Source organism: Chitinophaga agrisoli (assembly GCF_008386695.1).
Classification (GTDB): domain Bacteria; phylum Bacteroidota; class Bacteroidia; order Chitinophagales; family Chitinophagaceae; genus Chitinophaga; species Chitinophaga agrisoli.
Window position 1 is genome coordinate 933,872 of record NZ_VUOC01000001.1, and the last position, 21,244, is coordinate 955,115.

General features: G+C 48.9%; 19 protein-coding genes. 10 read left to right on the plus strand and 9 right to left on the minus strand.

The window, feature by feature from the left end; all coding sequences use genetic code 11:
* Positions 1 to 70 precede the first annotated feature (70 nt).
* The 5 genes from rpoN (at position 71) to F0L74_RS03905 (ending at position 5,326) form a co-directional block, all read left to right on the plus strand.
* Positions 71 to 1,579: an RNA polymerase factor sigma-54 gene (rpoN, locus tag F0L74_RS03885; RefSeq protein WP_149836507.1), complete on the plus strand. Its 1,509-nt coding sequence runs from the start codon at positions 71 to 73 to the stop codon at positions 1,577 to 1,579.
* 48 nt (positions 1,580 to 1,627) lie between these two features.
* Positions 1,628 to 2,320, plus strand: coding sequence for a phosphatase PAP2 family protein (locus tag F0L74_RS03890; protein ID WP_149836508.1), 693 nt, complete (start codon positions 1,628 to 1,630; stop codon positions 2,318 to 2,320).
* Positions 2,321 to 2,553: 233 nt separating this feature from the next.
* Complete coding sequence (gene recA, locus F0L74_RS03895; RefSeq protein WP_149836509.1) at positions 2,554 to 3,558, plus strand: recombinase RecA; 1,005 nt, start codon at positions 2,554 to 2,556, stop codon at positions 3,556 to 3,558.
* A 525-nt stretch (positions 3,559 to 4,083) separates the two neighbouring features.
* Positions 4,084 to 4,899, plus strand: a complete 816-nt coding sequence (locus F0L74_RS03900) for an endonuclease/exonuclease/phosphatase family protein (RefSeq protein ID WP_149836510.1) — start codon at positions 4,084 to 4,086, stop codon at positions 4,897 to 4,899.
* A 13-nt stretch (positions 4,900 to 4,912) separates the two neighbouring features.
* A complete protein-coding gene (locus F0L74_RS03905) occupies positions 4,913 to 5,326 on the plus strand; it encodes a hypothetical protein (RefSeq protein WP_149836511.1) in 414 nt (137 codons plus the stop codon).
* Positions 5,327 to 5,332: 6 nt separating this feature from the next.
* On the opposite strand, the gene F0L74_RS03910 is transcribed toward F0L74_RS03905, so the two are convergent.
* The 8 genes from F0L74_RS03910 to rlmD all read right to left on the minus strand — a co-directional run bounded on the left by F0L74_RS03910 (position 5,333) and on the right by rlmD (position 14,560).
* The gene (locus F0L74_RS03910; protein ID WP_149836512.1) at positions 5,333 to 6,010 is read right to left on the minus strand and encodes a DNA-3-methyladenine glycosylase family protein; all 678 of its coding nucleotides are present in this window, start codon (positions 6,008 to 6,010) and stop codon (positions 5,333 to 5,335) included.
* A gap of 96 nt (positions 6,011 to 6,106) precedes the next feature.
* Complete coding sequence (locus F0L74_RS03915; protein ID WP_149836513.1) at positions 6,107 to 7,084, minus strand: M28 family peptidase; 978 nt, start codon at positions 7,082 to 7,084, stop codon at positions 6,107 to 6,109.
* A gap of 27 nt (positions 7,085 to 7,111) precedes the next feature.
* Positions 7,112 to 8,608 carry a cysteine--tRNA ligase gene (gene cysS / locus F0L74_RS03920; protein WP_149836514.1) on the minus strand — a complete coding sequence of 499 codons (1,497 nt, stop codon included), beginning with the start codon at positions 8,606 to 8,608 and terminating at the stop codon, positions 7,112 to 7,114.
* Positions 8,609 to 8,686: 78 nt separating this feature from the next.
* Positions 8,687 to 9,799 carry an endonuclease/exonuclease/phosphatase family protein gene (locus F0L74_RS03925; RefSeq protein ID WP_149836515.1) on the minus strand — a complete coding sequence of 371 codons (1,113 nt, stop codon included), beginning with the start codon at positions 9,797 to 9,799 and terminating at the stop codon, positions 8,687 to 8,689.
* Between the two features lie 55 nt (positions 9,800 to 9,854).
* Complete coding sequence (locus F0L74_RS03930; protein ID WP_188315848.1) at positions 9,855 to 10,988, minus strand: endonuclease/exonuclease/phosphatase family protein; 1,134 nt, start codon at positions 10,986 to 10,988, stop codon at positions 9,855 to 9,857.
* Positions 10,989 to 11,280: 292 nt separating this feature from the next.
* Positions 11,281 to 12,225 carry a rhomboid family intramembrane serine protease gene (locus tag F0L74_RS03935; protein ID WP_149836517.1) on the minus strand — a complete coding sequence of 315 codons (945 nt, stop codon included), beginning with the start codon at positions 12,223 to 12,225 and terminating at the stop codon, positions 11,281 to 11,283.
* 68 nt (positions 12,226 to 12,293) lie between these two features.
* Positions 12,294 to 13,124, minus strand: coding sequence for a rhomboid family intramembrane serine protease (locus tag F0L74_RS03940; protein WP_149836518.1), 831 nt, complete (start codon positions 13,122 to 13,124; stop codon positions 12,294 to 12,296).
* Positions 13,125 to 13,138: 14 nt separating this feature from the next.
* A complete protein-coding gene (gene rlmD, locus F0L74_RS03945) occupies positions 13,139 to 14,560 on the minus strand; it encodes a 23S rRNA (uracil(1939)-C(5))-methyltransferase RlmD (RefSeq protein ID WP_149836519.1) in 1,422 nt (473 codons plus the stop codon).
* 93 nt (positions 14,561 to 14,653) lie between these two features.
* Here rlmD and F0L74_RS03950 point away from each other — a divergent pair, with 93 nt between their 5' ends.
* The 5 genes from F0L74_RS03950 (at position 14,654) to F0L74_RS03970 (ending at position 20,010) form a co-directional block, all read left to right on the plus strand.
* Positions 14,654 to 16,057, plus strand: a complete 1,404-nt coding sequence (locus F0L74_RS03950) for a redoxin domain-containing protein (RefSeq protein ID WP_149836520.1) — start codon at positions 14,654 to 14,656, stop codon at positions 16,055 to 16,057.
* A 442-nt stretch (positions 16,058 to 16,499) separates the two neighbouring features.
* Positions 16,500 to 17,201 carry a porin family protein gene (locus F0L74_RS03955; protein ID WP_149836521.1) on the plus strand — a complete coding sequence of 234 codons (702 nt, stop codon included), beginning with the start codon at positions 16,500 to 16,502 and terminating at the stop codon, positions 17,199 to 17,201.
* Between the two features lie 136 nt (positions 17,202 to 17,337).
* Positions 17,338 to 17,967 carry a porin family protein gene (locus F0L74_RS03960; protein WP_149836522.1) on the plus strand — a complete coding sequence of 210 codons (630 nt, stop codon included), beginning with the start codon at positions 17,338 to 17,340 and terminating at the stop codon, positions 17,965 to 17,967.
* A gap of 357 nt (positions 17,968 to 18,324) precedes the next feature.
* Positions 18,325 to 19,035, plus strand: a complete 711-nt coding sequence (locus F0L74_RS03965) for a porin family protein (protein WP_188315849.1) — start codon at positions 18,325 to 18,327, stop codon at positions 19,033 to 19,035.
* A gap of 339 nt (positions 19,036 to 19,374) precedes the next feature.
* Positions 19,375 to 20,010 carry a porin family protein gene (locus F0L74_RS03970; RefSeq protein ID WP_149836524.1) on the plus strand — a complete coding sequence of 212 codons (636 nt, stop codon included), beginning with the start codon at positions 19,375 to 19,377 and terminating at the stop codon, positions 20,008 to 20,010.
* Positions 20,011 to 20,252: 242 nt separating this feature from the next.
* Here F0L74_RS03970 and metF read toward each other — a convergent pair whose 3' ends face one another.
* Positions 20,253 to 21,206, minus strand: a complete 954-nt coding sequence (gene metF / locus F0L74_RS03975; protein WP_149836525.1) for a methylenetetrahydrofolate reductase [NAD(P)H] — start codon at positions 21,204 to 21,206, stop codon at positions 20,253 to 20,255.
* Positions 21,207 to 21,244: the final 38 nt, after the last annotated feature.

Genomic DNA, 21,244 nt, shown 5'->3' on the forward strand with positions numbered 1-21,244 from the left:
AGGCGCTTAGTGGCATAACTTATATCGTATTGTTATTACTATTTTTGCCCTGTATTGGGAAGCGTAGATTATGTTAAAGCAGACACAACAGCAAAAGCTATTACAAAAATTATCACCGCAGCAGATTCAGCTCATGAAATTGCTGCAGGTGCCTACTGCTAACCTGGACGAGCGGATCAAGGAAGAGCTGGAAGAAAATCCTGCCCTGGAATACGGTGAGGAGGAAACCCATGAGGACGATCCTGCCAAGGAAATCCAGGATGAAGTGGTGCCTGCTACCACCGAAGAGGGTGGGGAAGAGGAAGATTTTGATCCGGACGGCAGCGAAAATGAATACGATAATATCGACATATCTGAATATGTGAACGAAGGGGACGATGATATTGCGGACTACCGTCTCCGTGATGATAACTACCCTGATCCTGACGAGAACAAGACGATCCCGGTACGGGTAGAAACCTCTTTTCACGAACATCTACTGAGCCAGCTGGGTATGCTGGAGCTGGACGAGCACCAGCACCGGATAGCGGAGCAGATCATTGGCAGCATTGACGATGATGGTTACCTGCGCCGGGAAGTGAGCGCCATTGTAGACGACCTTTCCTTTTCACAGAATATTGCCACGGACGAGGAGGAGATCAAACTGCTGATCAAAAAGATACAGGAATTTGATCCCCCGGGCGTGTGCTGCGCCGATCTGAAGGAGTGCCTGCTGCTGCAGCTGAGGCGCAAGCCACAGGACGATCCGGGCGTGCAGACGGCCTACCAGATACTGGACAGTTATTTTGACGAGTTTACCAAGAAACACTACGAAAAGATACAGAAGGGCCTGAACCTGAGTGATGAGGGCCTGAAGGAAGCGATCAACCAGATCATCCGGCTTACGCCCAAACCCGGCGGCAATTATGCCACCCTTAATAAGGCAGAAAGCTATGTGGTGCCGGATTTCTTCATCTTTAACAATAACGGCAAGCTGGAGCTGACGCTGAACTCCAAGAATGCGCCGGACCTGCGTATTTCAGAAGGTTACCGCGAGATGCTGAAGGAATACGACCGGGGCGATAAAAAGGACCGCCGGCAGAAGGAAGCGGTGCTGTTCATCAAGCAGAAGATCGACGCGGCCAAATGGTTTATAGATGCTATTAAGCAGCGGCAGCATACGTTGTTATCCACCATGGAGTCTATCATGGACTATCAGCGGGAGTTTTTCCTTACCGGGGATGAAACTACGATGAAGCCGATGATCCTCAAGGATATTGCAGATATCACCCAGCTGGATATATCTACCGTGAGCCGTGTGGCCAACAGTAAGTATGTGCAGACGGAGTTTGGCACTTTTAAGCTGAAGTTCTTCTTCAGCGAGTCTTTATCAACCGATAGCGGGGAGGAAGTATCTACCCGCGAGGTGAAGAAGATACTGTCTGACCTTATTGAGGGGGAAAACAAACGCAAGCCGCTGAGTGATGAAAACCTCACCAAGATGCTACAGGATAAGGGGTATAATATTGCCCGCCGTACCGTGGCCAAATACCGCGAACAACTGAATATCCCGGTAGCCCGGTTACGTAAAGAGCTTTAAAGCGTGAAAAGCACCTGAAAGGCTTTTCCGCGATATATAAAAAACTAAATGGAAAGAGAAACAGCATTGCATGTGAGTGACACCAAACCGGAATGGCCAGTATTTCCCACCGCATTACGCGGGGTGGCGCAGGTGGTTTCCTATCTCATGCATCCTTTATTTATCCCTACGATCGTTACCTTCCTTATCGTACAGGCATTACCGGAATACTTTGTGACCTTTAAGCAGTACAGCATGCGGTTTCCGTATGACAGGCTGTATTTCCGGGTTATCAGTATCAGTTTGTTCTTTCCTTTGCTGACAGTGCTGCTTTCCCGTGCGCTGAATTTTGTGGACTCTTTTTACCTGCGCACCCAGCGCGACCGTATCATACCATATATAGCCACCATCATTTACTACTTCTGGGCGTTCTACACATTTATACGGGAAGGGGTGGCGCCGCCGTTCTTTAATGCCTTTTTCCTGGGCATTTTTATAGCCGTTATTGCTTCTTTTATCTGCAACATCTTTGTGAAGATAAGCATGCATACGATGGGCTGGGGCGGTGTGATAGGTTTACTGCTGGCCCTGATGTGGGGTATGCATATGAATGTGACCATTCCCCTGGTGATCACGCTTTTTATAGCCGGCCTGGTGGGCACTGCCCGTATGGTGCTGGCAGCGCACAGCCCGGCGGAGATCTATGCCGGTTTTATTGTGGGCATTCTATCACAGCTGGCGGCGTATGCCTTTGTAGGGTAAGCTTTTCCAAAAAATTTTCTGATCTGTTTGTTGCTGCGCATATTCAATGCGTAAAGGCATGCCATCTTTGTGATGTAATAGCGAATAAGCGACGACGACAAGCGGATGAGGTTGAAGGGATTGTTTGCTACTGTATTTAGTATTTTAATTGAAATGCTAAATTTTTTGGGATAAATGAAAATTAGATCATAACTTAGCACACCATTAAATTTGTAAAAAAACAACTTACTAATATGTCTACAGCCAATACAGAAAAACTGAAGGCGCTCCGCCTTACCATGGACAAAATCGAGAAAGATTTTGGTAAAGGATCAGTAATGATGATGGGTGAGAAAGGTTCTGACCCCATGGAGGTTATCTCTACAGGTTCCCTGGGCCTGGACATTGCGCTGGGTATAGGGGGCTTTCCTAAAGGAAGGATCATAGAGATATACGGTCCTGAGTCTTCCGGTAAGACCACCGTTGCTATTCATACAATTGCAGAGGCCCAGAAAAAGGGTGGTATCTGCGCCATTATAGATGCGGAACACGCATTTGACAGTTCTTATGCCCAGCGGTTGGGCGTTGATGTGGATTCCCTGCTGATATCACAGCCGGACCATGGTGAGCAGGCGCTGGAAATAGCAGACCGCCTGATCTTATCCGGCGCGGTAGATGTGGTGGTGATCGACTCCGTAGCGGCCCTGGTGCCCAAAGGGGAGCTGGAAGGTGAAATGGGAGACAGCAAGATGGGCTTACAGGCACGTTTGATGTCACAGGCGCTGCGTAAGCTGACGGCTACCATTTCCAAGACCAACTGTTGCTGCATCTTCATTAACCAGCTGCGTGAAAAGATCGGGGTAATGTTTGGTAACCCGGAAACCACTACCGGTGGTAACGCCCTGAAATTCTATGCGTCTATCCGTCTGGATATCCGCCGTATGACACAGATCAAGGACGGGGATACTGCAGTAGGTAACCGCGTAAAGGTTAAGGTGGTGAAGAATAAAGTAGCGCCGCCGTTCCGCCAGGCAGAGTTTGATATCGTGTTTGGTGAGGGTATCTCCAAAATGGGTGAGATCATCGACATGGGTGTTGAATATGGCGTGGTGCAGAAGAGCGGTAGCTGGTTCAGCTATGAGACCAATAAGCTGGGTCAGGGCCGTGATGCGGTGAAGCAGTTGCTGGCGGATAATCCGGAATTAGCGAATGAAATAGAGGTGAAGATCAAGGCTAAGATTGCGGAGGCGCAGGCATAATAAGAGGTGAATGGATAGTGAGGGTTTGAGGGTTAGGTGATAACTTATCTGGCCGGAATGGGCTGTTGAACGGGCCTCCCTGTTCACGGTTCGTACAAAAAAGTATAAGACTTATTCAAGCATATTTGACCTTGTTTTAGTTTTAGTTATAAGCATTGGGTTAGTTAGTAATTAACAATCCCTGCCCACTTCTGGGCGGGGACTTTTTTTTATGGGAAGTCTGAAGGAATAGCAATTGGTTGAGAACAAAGGTGATTGGAGGATGGGTGGTTACAGGAGGAGGGCGGTAATTTAGAGGAAGGAGAGGTAATATTGCAAATAGGAGGTTTGGGGACCATTCTGGTGTTCCTGGTTTGTCAATGCGGTATAATTACCGGTTATAGTTTTGCCTGGCTTTCTGCTTCACTGCGATGGTATTGCAATGGGGTAAATATTTTAAAAACTGGTCTTAAATACTACCCCACCCCACTAGAAATTATGGGTTTAATTTTTTATATTAGAAATAGTGTATTACCCTGTTAGCCGATGAACTTTTGCTTCTGGAACCTCAATAACCAGGATCTTACAGATTTGTTATATGATCTGATAGATGAACAAAAAATTGATCTCCTGTTTCTGGCGGAATGCCATTTGAAGCCGGCGGATGTGCTAAGGAAGTTGAACAAGACCACCAATGCCTTCTACTTTTGTGCGGGTATTAACTGCGATAAGATACAGATATATACAAAGTTTAAAGATTCATTATTGGGGTTGCTGTCTGAGACCAGGCGGATGACTGCCAGATATTTATATTCTCCGGTTCTGAGCAATGGCATAACTTTGTTGTGTTTACATCTGCCAAGTAAAGTGAACTGGACAGGGGACGACCAGGCAGCCTACATGATGGGTGTAAAATCGTTTATTGATAGTGTAGAAAGTTTGGTTGGACATAAACGCACGATCGTGTTTGGCGATTTTAATATGCACCCCTTTGAGCATGGGTTAGTGCAGAGCACGGGTTTTCATACCACTATGGACAGAGCTATTGCCAGGCGGTTAGTACGAAAAGTGGATGGAATCGATTATGATTTCTTTTATAACCCGATGTGGAGCTTTTTGGGGGATCTCGGAAAAGGTAAGGTTTCGGGAACGCATTACTATAGTCCGGCAAAACCCATCAGCTATCATTGGCATTTATTTGACCAGGTGATCATGCGGCCTGAGCTGATCGATTATTTTGACGATGACTACCTGGACATTATTACCGACATAAAGGGAACCCATCTTTTAACAAAGGCGGGTTTAATTGATTCGAGGCATTATTCGGATCATTTGCCGATCAAATTCTCTTATAACTTGTAAATATTTTAAAACTATGAGTGAAGCTCCCAATCTATGGCCGGAGGACATTTTAGAGAAGAAAATCACATTGCCTAAAACCATTTTACTGGATCAGGCAAATTACCTGTCTAAAATGAGCAATAACATCCTGACAGTAGAGATCAAAACCGCGCCGGCCCTGATAAGCAACGAACATAAGGACATGCTTACTGCAAATGGATTGAGGCACGAGTTCATTATCAAAGTTCCCGCCCTGGGTAATTACCAGTTCCCTTTATTATGGATCACACACGGCAGTATACAGGTATACCCGTTCCAGCTCTATTCTATACTGGAGGAAAGCTTTTACGAGATTGCCGATGAAGACAATTTTAAGGGTGTGTTGGCGAAGATCTTTTCTTTTGAGAAAACCCGCAATGCGATCAGTTATATCATGTCGCAGGTGTAATGCGAATCATTTGGCGGTGTCGCCGGCTACGGGTTTAGTATCTTTCCAGGCCCACAGGTACCTGCAGGCATAGGTACGGTAGGGCGACCATTTAGCGGATATTTCCATGAGCCGCTGCCGCAACGCTTTCTTATCAGTAGCATCCAAACGGTATAATTTTATCATGGTTTGCTGCAAGCCCAGGTCATCCAGGGCAAATACATCTTCCCTTCCCAGATAGAACATCAGCAGCATCTCCACTGTCCACCGGCCCACGCCTTTTATTTGCGTAAGATAGGCCAGTATTTCATCGTTATTCATCTTTTGCAGCTTCTTATCCGTCAGCTTTTCTTCTACCGTAAAACGGGCTACGTTGTGCACATAACTTACTTTGGCATTGCTAAGGCCAATGGCGCGCAGGGTTGGGGCCGGGGTATCCAGTACCTGTTGCGGCGTGGGCTCTTTACCGCCGTAGATGGCCAGGAAACGCGCATAGATCACATCCGCTACTTTTACGGAGAGCTGCTGGCTCATGATGGAGGCAATGAGGCGCAACGTGATGTTCTTGCTGACGGGCATTGCACCCAGGGGAGCGGTGATGATCGCTGACAGTTTTTTATCCTTAATGAGGTGCTGATGGTGCAAAGCTATTCCATCCTGCGAAGCAGCAGGAGCGCTTAGTTTTTTGGCGGAAGTTTTGGCCATGGCGACAAAATTTTGAGGTAATATAACTGATGCTATAAAAGGCAATAAGGGTCGGGTGTAACGCCGGCCCTTATTGCATATGCTATGGTTGCTGTTTTAGAACGGCTGCGCGTAGATCACCTGCATCAGCGTTTGGCCTACGGCCTGGAGCGTGCGGCGGTCTATTACGCTCATATTATCGTTCTGGGTATGCCAGTGCGGCGCAAAATTACCGTTGGGCTGCAGCGCGATAATATCAAAGGTAGGTATATTGGCGATAGTGTTTACATACACATGATCGTCTGTAATGGCGGCGCCATTGTTCTCGTAGCGGAAGAAATCAGAGTAGCCGATCTTATTGGCCACATCCCAGAAAGCTTTCATGGGGCCCAGGGCATATTGCTGGGAAGCGGCTTCCATAAAGAACTGTGTACCGCGGCCGCCTACCATATCCAGGAGGATGCCGTAGTTAGCCTTGTAACCGGGTACGTGCGGATGGTGCGCCCAATATTGGGTACCCAGGCAGTAGCTGTTCTCTTCTTCGCTTACGCCATAGTCTTCCACATCTGTTAACAGCAGGTCTACGCCGATGGCGGGCTTTTGCTGGTGGAACTGGCGGGCCAGCTCTATCAGTACGCCTACGCCGCTGGCGCCATCATCCGCGCCATCCAGCTTCTTTGTTTTATCAAACGCGTCCTGGTCTGCCTGGGGACGGGTATCCCAGTGGGCCAGCACGAGTATGCGCTGGGTAGCCGCCGGATTAAAGGTGGCTACAATATTGATGCAGGGCAGGGTGACATGTTTAGGGCCTGTTACGGTGGTACGCTGTACGTACACTGTATCTGAAAGCGGCTTGAGTGTCTGGATCAGGTAGTCCGCACATTTTTCCTGTGCGGGCGTGTTAGGAATACGTGGTCCAAAGGCCACCTGTTTTTCTGTATAGGCATAGGCGCTATCCGCACTAAAAACAGGCACCTTTACGGTGGTGGTCACAACATTGTCCGCATTGCTGTTATCCTCGTTCTGCTTTGTTGATGGCTGGCAGGCGCAGATGAATAAAGCCATGCCGGCAATGATCGTCCAGAGTTTGTACATAAAATTACCTACTGTGTATTCCGTATCTTATATAATGCTATAGCTTACGCTACCGTCTTTCTCATCTTTTAGCTGGATACCTATTTCCAGCAGCTGGGTCCTGATCTTGTCAGACGCAGCGTAGTCCTTACGGAGTTTGGCCTCTTTGCGCATTTCGATGAGGAGCTGCAGGGCGCCATCCAGTTTACTGTTATCAGTTACCTGGTTTTCCGGCTGGAGGGCCAGGATCTCAATGAGATAGGTTTGCCAGGTCTTTTGCAGCAGCTGGAAGGTAGCTTCGCTGAGCTCGTGCATTTTTACCTGGCCGCCTTTCAGGGAGTTGATCACCGGCACCAGTTCAAACAGGTTGGCGAGCACTTTAGCGGTGTTGAGGTCATCGTTCATAAACTCTGCACACTCCGCGCACCATTGCTGCACCTGTTTATCCAGCTCTTCGTTTATGGGGCTGCCATTGGATTCGTAGCTCAGCTTCTGCAGCAGGTCATAGGCTGCCCACAAGCGTTGCAGGCCTTTTTCTGCCGCCTGCAGGGCTTCGTTGGAGAAGTCCAGGGTGCTGCGGTAGTGGGTCTGCAATACGAAGAAGCGGATGGTCATGGGGCTGTAGCCTCTTTCCAGCAAGGGATGGGTACCTGCAAAGATCTCCGTAAGCTTGATGGTATTGTTGTAGGCCTTACCCATTTTACGGCCGTTAATGGTGATCATGTTATTGTGCACCCAGTAACGCGCCATCATTTCGCCATTGGCTATTTCACTCTGGGCTATTTCGCACTCATGGTGGGGGAACTGGAGGTCCATACCGCCGCCATGGATATCGAACTGTTGGCCCAGGTATTTGCAGCTCATCGCGGAGCATTCAATATGCCAGCCGGGAAAGCCTTCGCCCCAGGGGCTGTTCCAACGCATGAGATGCTCCGGCGGGGCTTTTTTCCAGAGGGCAAAATCTACTTTGTTGCGCTTCTCATCCTGCGATTCCAGCTCGCGGGTGGTTTCCAGCATATCTTCCAGGATACGGCCGCTGAGGATACCGTAGTGATGCCCTTCTGCATATTTCTTTACATCGAAATACACGGAGCCATTCACTTCGTAGGCGAAACCTTTATCGATGATCTTCTGGATCATCTCTATCTGTTCTATGATATGGCCGGTGGCGGTGGGCTCTATGCTGGGCTGCAGGGTGTTGAACTGCAGCATGGCCCAATGAAAGCGGTTGGTATATTTCTGTACCAGCTCCATTGGCTCCAGCTTTTCAAGGGAGGCGCCTTTGGCGATCTTATCTTCCGCGGCGCGGCCTTCTTCTTCGAAGTGGCCGGCGTCTGTGATGTTACGTACATAACGCACTTTGTAGCCCAGGTGCATGAGGTAGCGATATACCACATCAAAAGTGATATAAGGCCGTGCGTGGCCCAGGTGCGACTCTCCGGATACGGTGGGCCCGCATACATACATGCCCACATGCCCGGGATATAAAGGGGTGAATACTTCCTTTTCGCGCTTTAATGAGTTATAAAATTTCAGGTCTGACATATTCCATTATTTCCGGGATTGCAAAGATAATAATTAACCGGTAGCGGATAGTTGTTAGTTGACGGGCGCCAGAGATAGCTATTTGAGACTAATGTTGGCGATGACCGGGTAGTGGTCGCTGAGATCTGAGTTGATCTTGCGGAAGCTATTGACGGTAAATGTATTATCCGGCAGGATGTAGTCGATGCGCAGGGTGGGGGCCAGGCCTGTGAAGGTGCGGCCAATGCCGGTGCCCTTTTTCAGGAAGGCATCCTGCAGGTTGCCCTTAATGGTGAAATAGGTGTAGGAGGCCGGCGTATCGTTAAAATCGCCGCATACCACTACCGGGTAGGGGCTCTGACGGATAAAACCCGCCACTATATCCGCCTGGCGCCCGCGGCGCTGGAAGGCTTCCCGCATCTTTTGCATGATGCCTTTGGTGGCTATGAGCCCGGTATCTTCCTGCTTTTTTATCTTTTCGATGGAGCGGTAGTCTTTTTCATTAAAGCGGTACGACTCCAGGTGCATGTTTATGATACGGATGGTATCCTCTTCCCGGACGATATCCGCATAGATGAGGCTTTCGCTCTGGGGGCCATCTGACAGCTTTACTTTCTCTGAGCGGATGATGGGATAGCGGGAGAAGATGATGGAGCCCCAGTGCTGCATACCATCGCGGTTAAAGTCGCTGGAAAAGTAGCGGTAGGGCAGGCGCATTTCTGTGGAGATATCCTCCCGGTTATTAAAATCGTGTTGTTTTTCCGAGGTGTAGAAGTCCTGGAAACAGGCAATATCCGGCGCTTGTTTCTTGATAAGCGCAAACATGGCCTGGCGGTTGTATTTACTGTCCTTTTCCCGGTACAGGCCAAACAGGCTTACGTTATAGCTCATAACGGTGATGCTGCCCTGTGGGGCGGTGAACTGGTTCTCCGCGCCGGGCCAGTGGAAGCCGATGTAGGCGCTGATGGATTTCCAGCCAAGACTCAGGGCCAGGAGGCATAGCAGGCAATATTTAATATTAAACAGCAGCCAGCAGCAAAAGCAGAGAATGAGCAATAACAGCAGGTAAGGAAAGGCCAGGGTCAGGAAACTAAGCGGCCAGCAGCTGGCCGGGGACACCCAGGGCGCTAAACAGGCCAGCAGGAATAGGAGGACAACGCCTATAGTAATGATCAGCAAAAAGCCTTTTGTGAATAATCTGATGAATCTCACCTTGGAACCCGACTCTTTTTTGCTAAAGATAGGGATAATCACCCGTTACCTTTCACTAATCAGGTTTTTTCAATGAGAAGCTTGCCATGACGGGGAAATGCTCAAACATCGCATTCTCGAAAGTGCGGTAGCCATGGATATTGAAGTTGCTATGCGCCAGGAAATAATCGATACGCAGGGTGGGCGACAGGAAAGAAAGGGTACGGCCTATACCGCTGCCTTTTTCCAGGAACGCATCCCGCAGGTGCTGGCTCAAGGTGTAATAGGTGTAGGAGACCGGGGTATCATTCAGATCACCGCAAACGATCACCGGGTAGGGGCTTTGATCTGCGAGGTCATGGAGTTGTTCTGTTTGTGCCGCGCGGGCGGTAAAGGTATGGCGCATCTTATCTACCAGGGAGCCGGTGGCTGAGAGCCCGGCCTGGCCGCCATTCATGGTCTTGATAGCATTGAGCTGCGACAGCTCCGCACCATTGAACATGTAGGAGCGCAGCTGGGCGGTGTAGACCCGCACGGTATCGCCATAGATGACCATATCCGCTTCCAGTATGCTGCTACCGCTGCCGGCAATACTATAACCGCAGGGGATCTTACGCGTATGGATGACCGGGTAGCGGGAGAAGAGCACGATACCGTAATGCCAGGTATTCCACTGGGTCTTATCTGAGGTAAAGAAATAGTAAGGGTAGCCCAGCCGATCCTGTATAGCGGCAATGTTATCCGTGAGCTTAGGATCATCGTTAGTATAGAACTCCTGCATGCAAAGGACATCCGGACTGGCTTCGCGCAAGGTATGGAGAATGGAGGCATGCAGCTCCTTATCCAGCTGGTAACCTTTAACGCCCATGCTGCTGGTGTTGAAGGTCATGATGGTAAAACGGGGCGCCTCCGGGCGGCCAACGGCCAGCTGTTGGGGCCAGCGTATGGAAAAGCTAACGAGGATGGCTTTCCAGCAGAGGATGATGGCGGCAACGGAGATCCAGTAATACCATTTGCGGTATACCGCCCATATGGGAATGAATAATACGGTTAAAGCCAGTAATATAGGGAATAACAATCCCGCAAAACCGCTGGGCCACCATTGGTGTGGGCTCATGAAAGGGAGCCAGGCTGACAATAACAAAGCGGTTATCAGCAGGCCATTGCAAAGGAGCAATATGCGGGGCAGAACGACTTGCAATAGTTTCACAGTAAACGGGGGTTTATGGTATTTTTTTGGGATTAGTGGCGTGAAAGTAAGCATTGGAATTTCAATTACCAAACGGGATCCGCTTTGTAAATCAATCGATAAGGAGGATAATTTTAATGTGTACGGGATGCTAATATGTAAATGTATGAATACATTATTTCTTGTATACAGGAGGAGTGGAGGGGTATGGATGAATAAAGTTATTTATAATATGAGATGGAGACGCGGATACGGTGTCCGGCGTAATAATGATATGTTATGCGGAAATGATGGATATGTGGGACGATCTCCTTCAGGAAATATCCTGCTTACTGGCCCTGAGGAGTGTTTCCTGCTCTTCCGGGGTGAGGGCGTCCATGCCTTGTTCGTTGATCTTATCGAGGATCTCGTTGAGGCGCTGTTCCGGTACGCTGCCTACGCGGCGGAAGGCGCTGTTGCCGGAAGAGGGAAGGTTGAGCCTTTTTTTAATGAGCGCCACTTCCGGATGGTCCTGTGGGGCGGGATGGAAGAGGTGAGTGGCTTTGTATGCCACCCGGTTGAGGCCTGCGCCCCAGTCCTTTCCTTTTTTCCACTGCGTCATATACAGGAGGCCTGTAAGCCCGCCGCCTACGAGGGCAGGGATGTAGGTCTGCGTTTCATCTGCAGGCGTTAAGATATGTGAGGCAATGTGTAGTGCAACAAATATGAGGGTGATCACCCATAAGGGGATGCCTTTGCCGAGCAAGGGGAAAATGCGGTAATTGGGGGCAACGGCGGTAACGCCTATAGCCAGGGCCATTACGCTGGCGGAGGCGCCCATCATGGCGGCTGTTGGCAGCATCGATTCAAAAGCGGGGATGGCGTGCATGCCCATTACATAGAAGATGGCGCCGCAGAAGCCTCCGTAGAGGTACAGTGGTAAGATACGCTGGTGACCGGCCAGGTTTTGCAGCAGGGTGCCAAAGGCCCAGAGCCAGACCATATTACTGAACACCTGCCATACGCTGACGTGTGAGAACATGGCGGTGATGAGCGTCCAGGGGCGGGTAAGCAGGCGCGCGGGATTAGCGGGCAAAGCGGTCCATGCCAGCACGTCCGACTCAAACTGCGCCGTACTGTATCCTTCCATATTATAAATCACCCTGGTAAACAGGAGCAGGATGAATATGGTGAGGTTCACCACCAGGATCTGCGTAACGATGTTCCTTTCTTCGCCTAAGGTGAGGCTGGGAATCCGTTCTTTTTCCACTGTTCTCATGCTACGATCGCTTTAATACAAATTTAAGAAATTAGTAAAAGGTGAAGCGTGAAACATTCCTTTCAGCGCTAATAAAAATGCCGCCTGTTGTTCTTGTTCCAGAACTTGAGCAGGATGAAGCTAAACAGCACCCCGCCCAGGTGGGCATAGTGGGCAACGTTATCGCCGGCGGAGTTCCGTATGCCGGCAAACAGCTCTAATGCAATCCATATGCCAACCACATATTTGGCTTTTATGGGAAAAAGGAAATATAGGTAAATAAGACTATTCGGGAACAGGTATCCGAAGGCGAACAATATACCAAAAACCGCACCAGAGGCGCCCAGGGTGGCGGTGTTACGGAAAACGGCGGCAAACTGCTGTACAAACACCCGGGCATCCTGTATTACGCCAGGATCGTTGGGCGCCTGCGCCAGCGCGTATTTAAGGCTTTCCGGGTTAAAGGGCCCGGAATTCAGATCATATTTGTGATCCAGCATCACGAAGTTGGAGTAAGACGGATCATTGAGGAAAGTCTGCACGTCCTGTGTGAGGTGCACATTATCCCAGGTGAGCACTCCCATATGGCACATGGCTGCGCCAACGCCGCAGACCATATAAAATATAAGGAACCGTTTGGGGCCCCATACGTTTTCGAGGGTAGCGCCAAACATCCAGAGGGAGAACATGTTGGAAAACAGGTGCCCCGGCGAACCATGCATAAACAGGTGGGTGATGATCTGGTGGGGACGGAAGAGGTCTGAGCCCCAATAGTGCAGGGCAAAGAGGTTGTCTATTGTATCATCTCCAGTCATGGACTTGAAAGTGATCTGTGCCAGGTATACCAACCCATTAATGATCAGGAGGTTTTTGATCACCATGGGGAGAATTTCAAATCTGCCGGGCCTGAATTCGTTCATAGTTATCTTGATCTTTATTTTTCGCTTGCTAATAGCTTCTTTTCTAACAGTACAACGTTTTCGATATGGTGGGTATGTGGGAACATATCTACGGGCTGTACCTTTTTCACCGTATACATTTTGCTGAGGAGGGCCAGGTCCCTGGCCTGCGTAGCAGGGTTACAGCTTACATATACTATTTTAGGCGCTGCGATCTGCAGCAACTTTTCCACTAATTTTTCGTGCATACCGGCCCGTGGCGGATCAGTGATCACCACACCGGGTTGGCCATGTTGTGCAAAGAAAGCATCGTCACAGATATCCACCACATCACCGGCGAAGAATTCCGCATTCTGTACCTGGTTGGCGGTGGCGTTTTCTCGGGCATCATCGATGGCTTCTTTAATAAGCTCGATGCCTATCACTTTAGCCGCCTTACGGGATACAAAAATACCGATGCTGCCGGTGCCGCAGTACAGGTCATACACAATTTCCGTTCCTGTTAAGCCGGCAAAATCCCGGGTTACCTGGTATAGGGTAACGCCCTGGTAGGTATTGGTCTGGAAGAATGACTTAGGGCCTATTTTGAACACAAAGTCTTCCAGTTTCTCCTCTACATAACCTTTTCCGAAGTAGATCCGGGGCTCCAGGTCAAAGATACTATCATTCTTTTTAGGATTGATGGTATAAACGATGGTGGTAATGCCCGGTACGGTGGCCAGGAGGTGGTCGAGCAGGGCTTTACGGGCCGGTTCGTCCTCATAATGGATAACCAGGTTCACCATTACCTCGCCGGTGGTGCAGATGCGGACCACCAGGTTGCGGAGCCAGCCTTGCTGGGCCCGGATATCATAAAAGGGAAGATCGTGCTCAAGGGCGTAGGCCTTTACCGTATTCCGGATCTGGTTTACGGGTTCCTGCTGGAGGTGGCAGGTATGGATATCCAGCACCTTATCAAACAGTTTGGGCACATGGAAGCCGAGGGCATTCCGCTGGGGGATGACGCCGTCTTCCGCTATTTCCGCATCTGTAAGATAGGCACGGTTGCTGAAGGTGAACTCCAGCTTATTACGGTATTGTGTGCTGTATTTGGAGCCCAGGATGGGGCTCATGGCGGGCAGCTCCAGGTGGCCAATGCGCTGCAGGTTGTCTACCACCTGCTGCTGTTTATACTCCAGCTGCAGGGAATAGGGCAGCATTTGCCATTTACAGCCGCCGCAAACGCCAAAATGCTCACAAAAAGGAGTGACCCGCTGGGGGGAATAGGTATGGATATGGGTGGCTTTTCCTTCTGCCCAGTCCTTTTTATTCTTACTGAGCCGGATATCCACTACATCGCCGGGCACCACGCCACCTTCGATGAATATAACTTTACCATCCTGACGGGCCAGGGCTTTGCCTTCAGCAGCATAAGCGGTTACCGGCACTTTTTCCAGTACAACGTTTTTTTTCCTCACGGTTGCAAAGGTAGGTTTTTCTGGTCATGGCCCACAGTCTGCGGAGGGTGGACTTTTATATATTTTGGCTTACATTTACACGATCCTAATCCTATGCGTAAACTTTTATTAATCATTGCCGTTTTGTTTTGCTGCCAGCTACAATTGCAGGCGCAGGGCTACCAGTTGACCGTTAAGTTCAAGCAAATAACCGGTGGCCAGATGTTCCTGGCGCACTATATGGGTAAAAAGACCTACCTGGCCGATTCTGCTATTGTTGACGCCACCGGCACCGCTGTGCTGAAAAATAAGGAGGCATTGCCCGGGGGCATTTACCTGATCGTTTTCCCTGATAAGCAACGTTATTTTGAGATGCTGCTGGATAAAAACCAGGTTTTTACCATTAGTGTAGATACGAGTGACCTGATTGGCAAGACCGTATATAAAACATCGCCGGAGAATGACCTGTTCCTGGGGTATAACCGCTTTCTCTCGTCCCTGGCGCCTAAAACGGCCCGTATACAGCAGGAGCTGGCGGCGGCTCATACCGCGGCGGATACCGCCAAAGTACGGCCTTTGCAGACTGAGCTGAACAAAGAGATCCAGGATTACCGGGCGGATTTTGTGAGCAAACACCCGGAATCTTTGCTGACGAGCATATTCAGGGCCATGAAAGAGCCTGAAGTACCTGCGAAGCCGGCCAATGAAGACTCCACCTTTGCTTACCGCTATTTCCGGAGTCATTACTGGGATGATGTGAACCTGAATGATGGGCGGCTGGTACGCACCCCGATACTGGAAGGCAAGCTGCAGAAATATTTTACCCAGCTGGTACCGATGGAGCCGGACTCCATTATTGCAGAATGCGATAACCTGATAGCTAAGACGCGGAAAGATAAAGAGATGTTCAAGTTTGTGCTGTGGTGGCTGACCGCGAACTTTGAAGCATCGCCCTACATGGGTATGGACGCGGTGTTTGTGCACCTGGTAGAGAAATATTATGTGCCCGGAGACGCCTATTGGGTGAGCGGCGAGCAGTTGAACAAGATCATCTCAAGGGCATACTCCATTGCGCCTAACCTGATAGGACAGCCGGCGCCCCCGCTGGATATGCAGGATTCTACGGCCAAGCCGTTATCCTTATATGCCACCAAGGCAAAGTACACGGTACTGGTGTTCTGGGACCCCACCTGCGGGCATTGTAAAACGGAGATACCCCGGCTGGACTCTGCCTACAAGGCAAGCTGGCGAAAAAAAGGCGTAGTGATGGTAGGCGTTAAGACGGATGGCACACGCGAGGAATGGCTGCAGTTTATTAAAGCGCATGATCTGAAGGGTTGGGTACATGCGTGGGATCCACAGGCGCAAAGTAATTACCGCCGCCTGTACGATGTATATGCGACACCGGTAGTATACCTGCTGGATGAGAAGAAGAAGATACTGGCCAAACGTTTAGGCGTGGAGCAGCTGGACGGTTTCCTGGAGCGATTGGAGCAGGGAACGGCTGCGAACAAGTGATAATAAAGATACTGATCAATATACAGCCACACTGGAATGAGCCAGTGTGGCTGTTTTATTTATGGGGTGCTTTGTAACGGTATGAATATAAGGAGATTAAGTAGGTGAGGGTGGCTGAAAGCCGCTGTTTCCGGGGATTTATATGGGTTGCATATGAGTGGGATATGGGTGTAATATGGGAAACATATAGGGGAACGGTAAAAGCGGACAGCCTATGAGACCAGTTGTTTGTGAGCAAGGATGGCGGCTATTTTGGGCGATCCGGCCCGGTATGAACTGAGGATAAAAAGCCGCGTAAAGGCCTTACAGTGAGGGTATAGAAATGGCTGTGATTGCTGTGGAAAATGTGTTGCAACTAATTTAAAATCAATCCAATAGATCATGTGGAATTGTGGTTGGCATAGTCTTTGGAAAAACGCTTTTGTAACTAAAAGCGTAGATTATGGCAAAGAAGTTAATCCTCTCCATTGCAGCACTGGCCCTATCAATGGCGGCCATGTCACAGGTTCGTGTAGGTATTAAGGGTGGCCTGAACCTGTCTAACATTTCAGTAAGTAATGATGGTTCTGTGGATAACAACAGAACATTAACCGGGTATCATATCGGGGTAATTACTGACCTTCCGTTGATCAAGAATATCCTTTCTTTTCAGCCCGGTGTATTCTATACTACTAAAGGCTCCAAACTGGAATCCGGTAGTAAGAGCAATCCATCGTTAACGGACCCTTATTCCAGGTTTAGCACCCGTCCGTCGTACATCGAAGTACCGTTGAATTTTGTTGGTAAAATCCCCCTGGGCACGGATGCGCGGCTTTTTGCGGGAATTGGCCCGTATTTTGCCTTTGGTGTGGCCGGTAAGAACAAATACGAGTTTGACAACGGCACCCTGAATAATTCAGGTAGTTCCAAAATTGAGTGGGATGATGATACGCCGTTCAATAATGATGATCCTAACCAGGGCTGGAACAAGTACAAACGTTTTGACTGGGGTGGTAATCTGATGGTAGGCGCAGAAGTTTCACATTTCCTGATCGCTGCACAGTATGGTCTTGGGTTTAACAAGATAAATTCCGGCGCGGAAGACAGCAGTGATAACAAGAGTAAGAACCGGGTGTTCAGCGTATCAGTGGGTTTCTTGTTTTAAACAATTATTCATCCACTATTGTATATAAGTATTAGTTTTTTGATCACCTGGTGCGTACAGGCCGTACCATCCTTAACCGAAATACACAAGGTATAGGCCCTGCCTGTAGGGGTTTGTGCCGGCAAAAAACGCGCAAATGAAAAAAGTACTATTATCTGTCGCTGCCATGCTGATTGCAGGACTATCCTTTGGACAGGTAAAATGGGGTGTAGTAGCAGGCCCTAATTTTTCCAGCTATACACAAAAATCCGCGGGTGATAAAGAAACCAGCAGCATTCTTACGCATGTGCGTGCAGGTGTTACAGCAGATCTTCCGCTGGCTGACGAATTCTTTATCGGTACCGGGTTACTGTTTGCAGGAAAGGGCGGAAAGGCGAAGGACATTGATCTGAAGACCACCTTATCCTATCTGCAGCTACCCATCCTTTTCACTTACAAACCGCAGGTAGGTACCGGTAACCTGGTACTGGGAGTAGGCCCCTATGTGGCTTATGGCCTGGGTGGTAAGCACAAGGGAACCATCGCCAATGTAAGCTCTGAAGTAAAGGCTTTTGATGACGAAGCAGGTAATGCTAAGTTGAGCCGTTTTGATGCAGGTGGTGGCATACAGGTAGGTTATGAAATGCCGCAGGGCCTTTATTTTGGTTTAAATGCGGACTTAGGACTGGTGAATGTTGCCAGCGAAAAGACCATTGCCGGGCAGGATTATTCCTGGAGGAACACTTCTTTTGGTGTATCCGTTGGATATAAATTTGGCGGCAAATAAGATCTATGTTTTTAAGGAGCAGAGGCTCCCGATCAGATAGTTGGACGGCCTGGGGCCCGGGTTACCGGGGCTCAGGCCGTTTAGTCTTTTACGGAGTTTTATTGGGCTGGGTTTGGGATGCGAGGGCATTTATTACTAAGCCTGGCTATCCGCTGTTATCATTTCAGGTATTACCGGTAAGACAATTATATGATCCTCAGGCCTAAGGGATCATCCTTGCTATCATCCCCGGCAATTTTTCTTTTGTTAACCTACAATATATATCATAATTCGTACTTTAGCCCCCCAAGAGTATGTGATGTTTGTAATTCCCTAATTAGTTTTCACAGGTTTTTTCATATTAAACAGGACAGATGGATGAAAAATTTTACTTGCCTATTATTATTGGCCGTAGTGGCCAGTTTACCCCTGCGTGCGCAGATCAGCGTTGGCTTTCGCGGCGGGTATAGTTTTGCCACTATGCGCTATGACGACCCTACCATTGGTTATAAGAATAACGGGATAGGTTCCCCCAGCGCGATCAGCAGCTGGCATGCGGACTTTATACTGGACATGCCGGTTGGCCATCAAGGCTTTTACCTGCAGCCTGTTTTCCGTTATATAACCAAAGGCGCAAATTTTGAGCAGCCGTCGACCCGGCCTACGGGGGTATACCTGCCTTCTGCCAATAAAATCACCCTTCATTACCTGGAGCTCCCGGTAAACCTGCTGTACAAGCTGCCGGTATCTTTTGGCAAGATCACTGCCGGCGCCGGGCCATATATAGGCTACGGGCTTAGCGGGAAGTATAATGTAGCGATCAGCTATGATGATGGGAAGGTGCTGCAGAATAATGAGCAGAGCATTGATTTTCAAAAGGGCTCAGGGATCCTTTCTACCAATACCCAGTTAAGACGTTGGGACGCCGGGGCCAATTTTATGGTAGGCGTGGAGTTTAACAGCCTTATCGTCATTGGGGCTAATTATAGCCTGGGTTTGACAGATCTGGACAAATCGTCCGTTACTTCACTGAAGAACAGTTACCTGGGTGTGAGCCTGGGCGTGATCCTGAACCGGGAAGATTACTAGGGGCGAAGGGCCATCCGGTTAATGGTGGTTCCTGCAGCTATTTAAAGCGGGTATATCAGACGCTGATATGCCCGCTTTTTATTTTGTAATGGCCGCCGGAAGATGACCAGGGACTATTTTTTGCCTTGAACTGTGATCATTATATCAACAAGATCAGTATACGGAGCTTACTGTAACCCGCTTAGACCCATTGAATTAGTAGAATTCTACATAACATCGCCTATCTGATGAGGATATGATTTAATAAGAAATCGAATATTTATTTTGATTAAATTATATTATTTAAAAATATGTTGCTTATCTTTGCACCGCAAATTTTTAACCAAACAAGTTTTCACAATGAAAAAGTATGCATTATTAGTACTGTTGGCCCTTGGAACCCTATCAACCTATGCCCAAGTTTCTTTTGGTCTTAAAGCAGGTTACAGCAACAGCAACATCAAATTTGAAGACAATGAAGGTATCTCCAGGCTGTCTGCATGGCACGCTGGCGTTATCGCTGATCTGTCCCTGTCAGAAGACTTCTCTTTACAGCCCCAGCTGTTAGTAAGCGCTAAAGGCGCCCAACAAGGCGGCGTTTCTGTAGGCGGCCTGAATGTAGGCGGTACCAAAATGAGCCTGACTTACCTGGAACTGCCTGTTAACTTCATGTACAAAATCAAAGCTGGTTCCGGCAAATTCTTCATCGGTGTTGGTCCTTACATCGCTTATGGTATCGGTGGTAAAATCGGTGACCAGAAGATCAAGTTTGACGGTAAAAGCTTCGAAGAAGTTGGTGAAGGCGACGAAAACGCTCACCTGAAAGCACTGGATTTTGGTGGTAACATCCTGGCTGGTTATGAGCTGAAGAACGGTCTGCTGTTCAGCATCAACTACAGCATGGGTCTGACTGATATCAGCGCTGACGACGAAAAATCAAAGAATAACTACTTTGGTGTTAGCGTTGGTTACCTGTTACATACAAAGAAGAAATAACCATAATAGGAATATAGTACACTTGTACCGTCCCGCCACAGCGGGACGGTTTTTTTTTGTGCCTGCTAGGGGGAGAAGGGGGCTATGCCGTCTTTATAGCGTATCGACATAGACAAAAAACAAAAAGTGTGACAGTTATTCGTATATGCCAGTGCGTTTCCACGTAATGGCATTTTTTATGGGCAAAAAGAAAGCTGCTCCGGGAAGGGAGCAGCTGTAATGAGATGGAGGGAGGCGGTCCCTTATATTATAGCTTCTACTACTGTCTTTATCACATTGGGTTTACCCAGGGTATAATAGTGCAGCACGGGTACGCCAAATTGTTTGAGCTCCCTGGACTGCTGTATTAACCAGCGGGTGCCTACTTCTTCCACTTCCTTGTCTGTTTTGCACTTCATTACTTCAGAGGCCAGCTCATCCGGGATGTCAACGAAGAAGGTGCGGGGCAGTACGGTCAGCTGTTTCTTGGAGGTAAGCGGTTTGAGGCCTGGTATGATAGGCACGGTGATGCCCATCTCGCGGCATTTTGCCACAAAATCGAAGAATTTCTGGTTATTGAAGAACATCTGGGTAACGATATAGTCAGCGCCCTGCTCCACCTTTCTTTTGAGGTGGGAGATGTCTGTCTGCATATTGGGCGACTCGAAGTGTTTTTCCGGGTAGCCGGCCACGCCGATGCAGAATTTTGTTTTGAGGCCGCCCTGGAGGTCTTCTTCCTGGTAGATACCGTTGTTCATGTTCACTACCTGCTGGAGCAGCTCAATGGCGTAGCGGTGGCCGTGCGGGTCTGGCTCAAAGAAGGTCTCGTTCTTAGGCGCATCCCCGCGGAGGACCAGTACGTTATCCACGCCCAGGAAGTTAAGGTCTATGAGGGCGTTCTCTGTTTCCTCCCGGCTAAAACCGCCGCAGATAAGGTGGGGTACAGCATCCACATTATAATGGTTCATAATGGCAGCACAAATGCCTACGGTACCGGGGCGCTTACGGATCTCCACCTTTTCGAAGGAGCCATCCGCGCGCTTCTTGAACATATGCTCGCTACGGTGATAGGTAACATTAATGAAGGCGGGCTTAAATTCCATTAATGGGTCCAGGTGGTCATAAATAGACTCTATGCTCTTACCTTTCAGGGGGGGCAAGATCTCGAAGGAGATGAGGGTGTCTTTAGCCTGGGCAATATGTTCCGTGACTTTCATCCTTAATATTTTGTAGTTTGCTTGTTATAAGCCCTTCC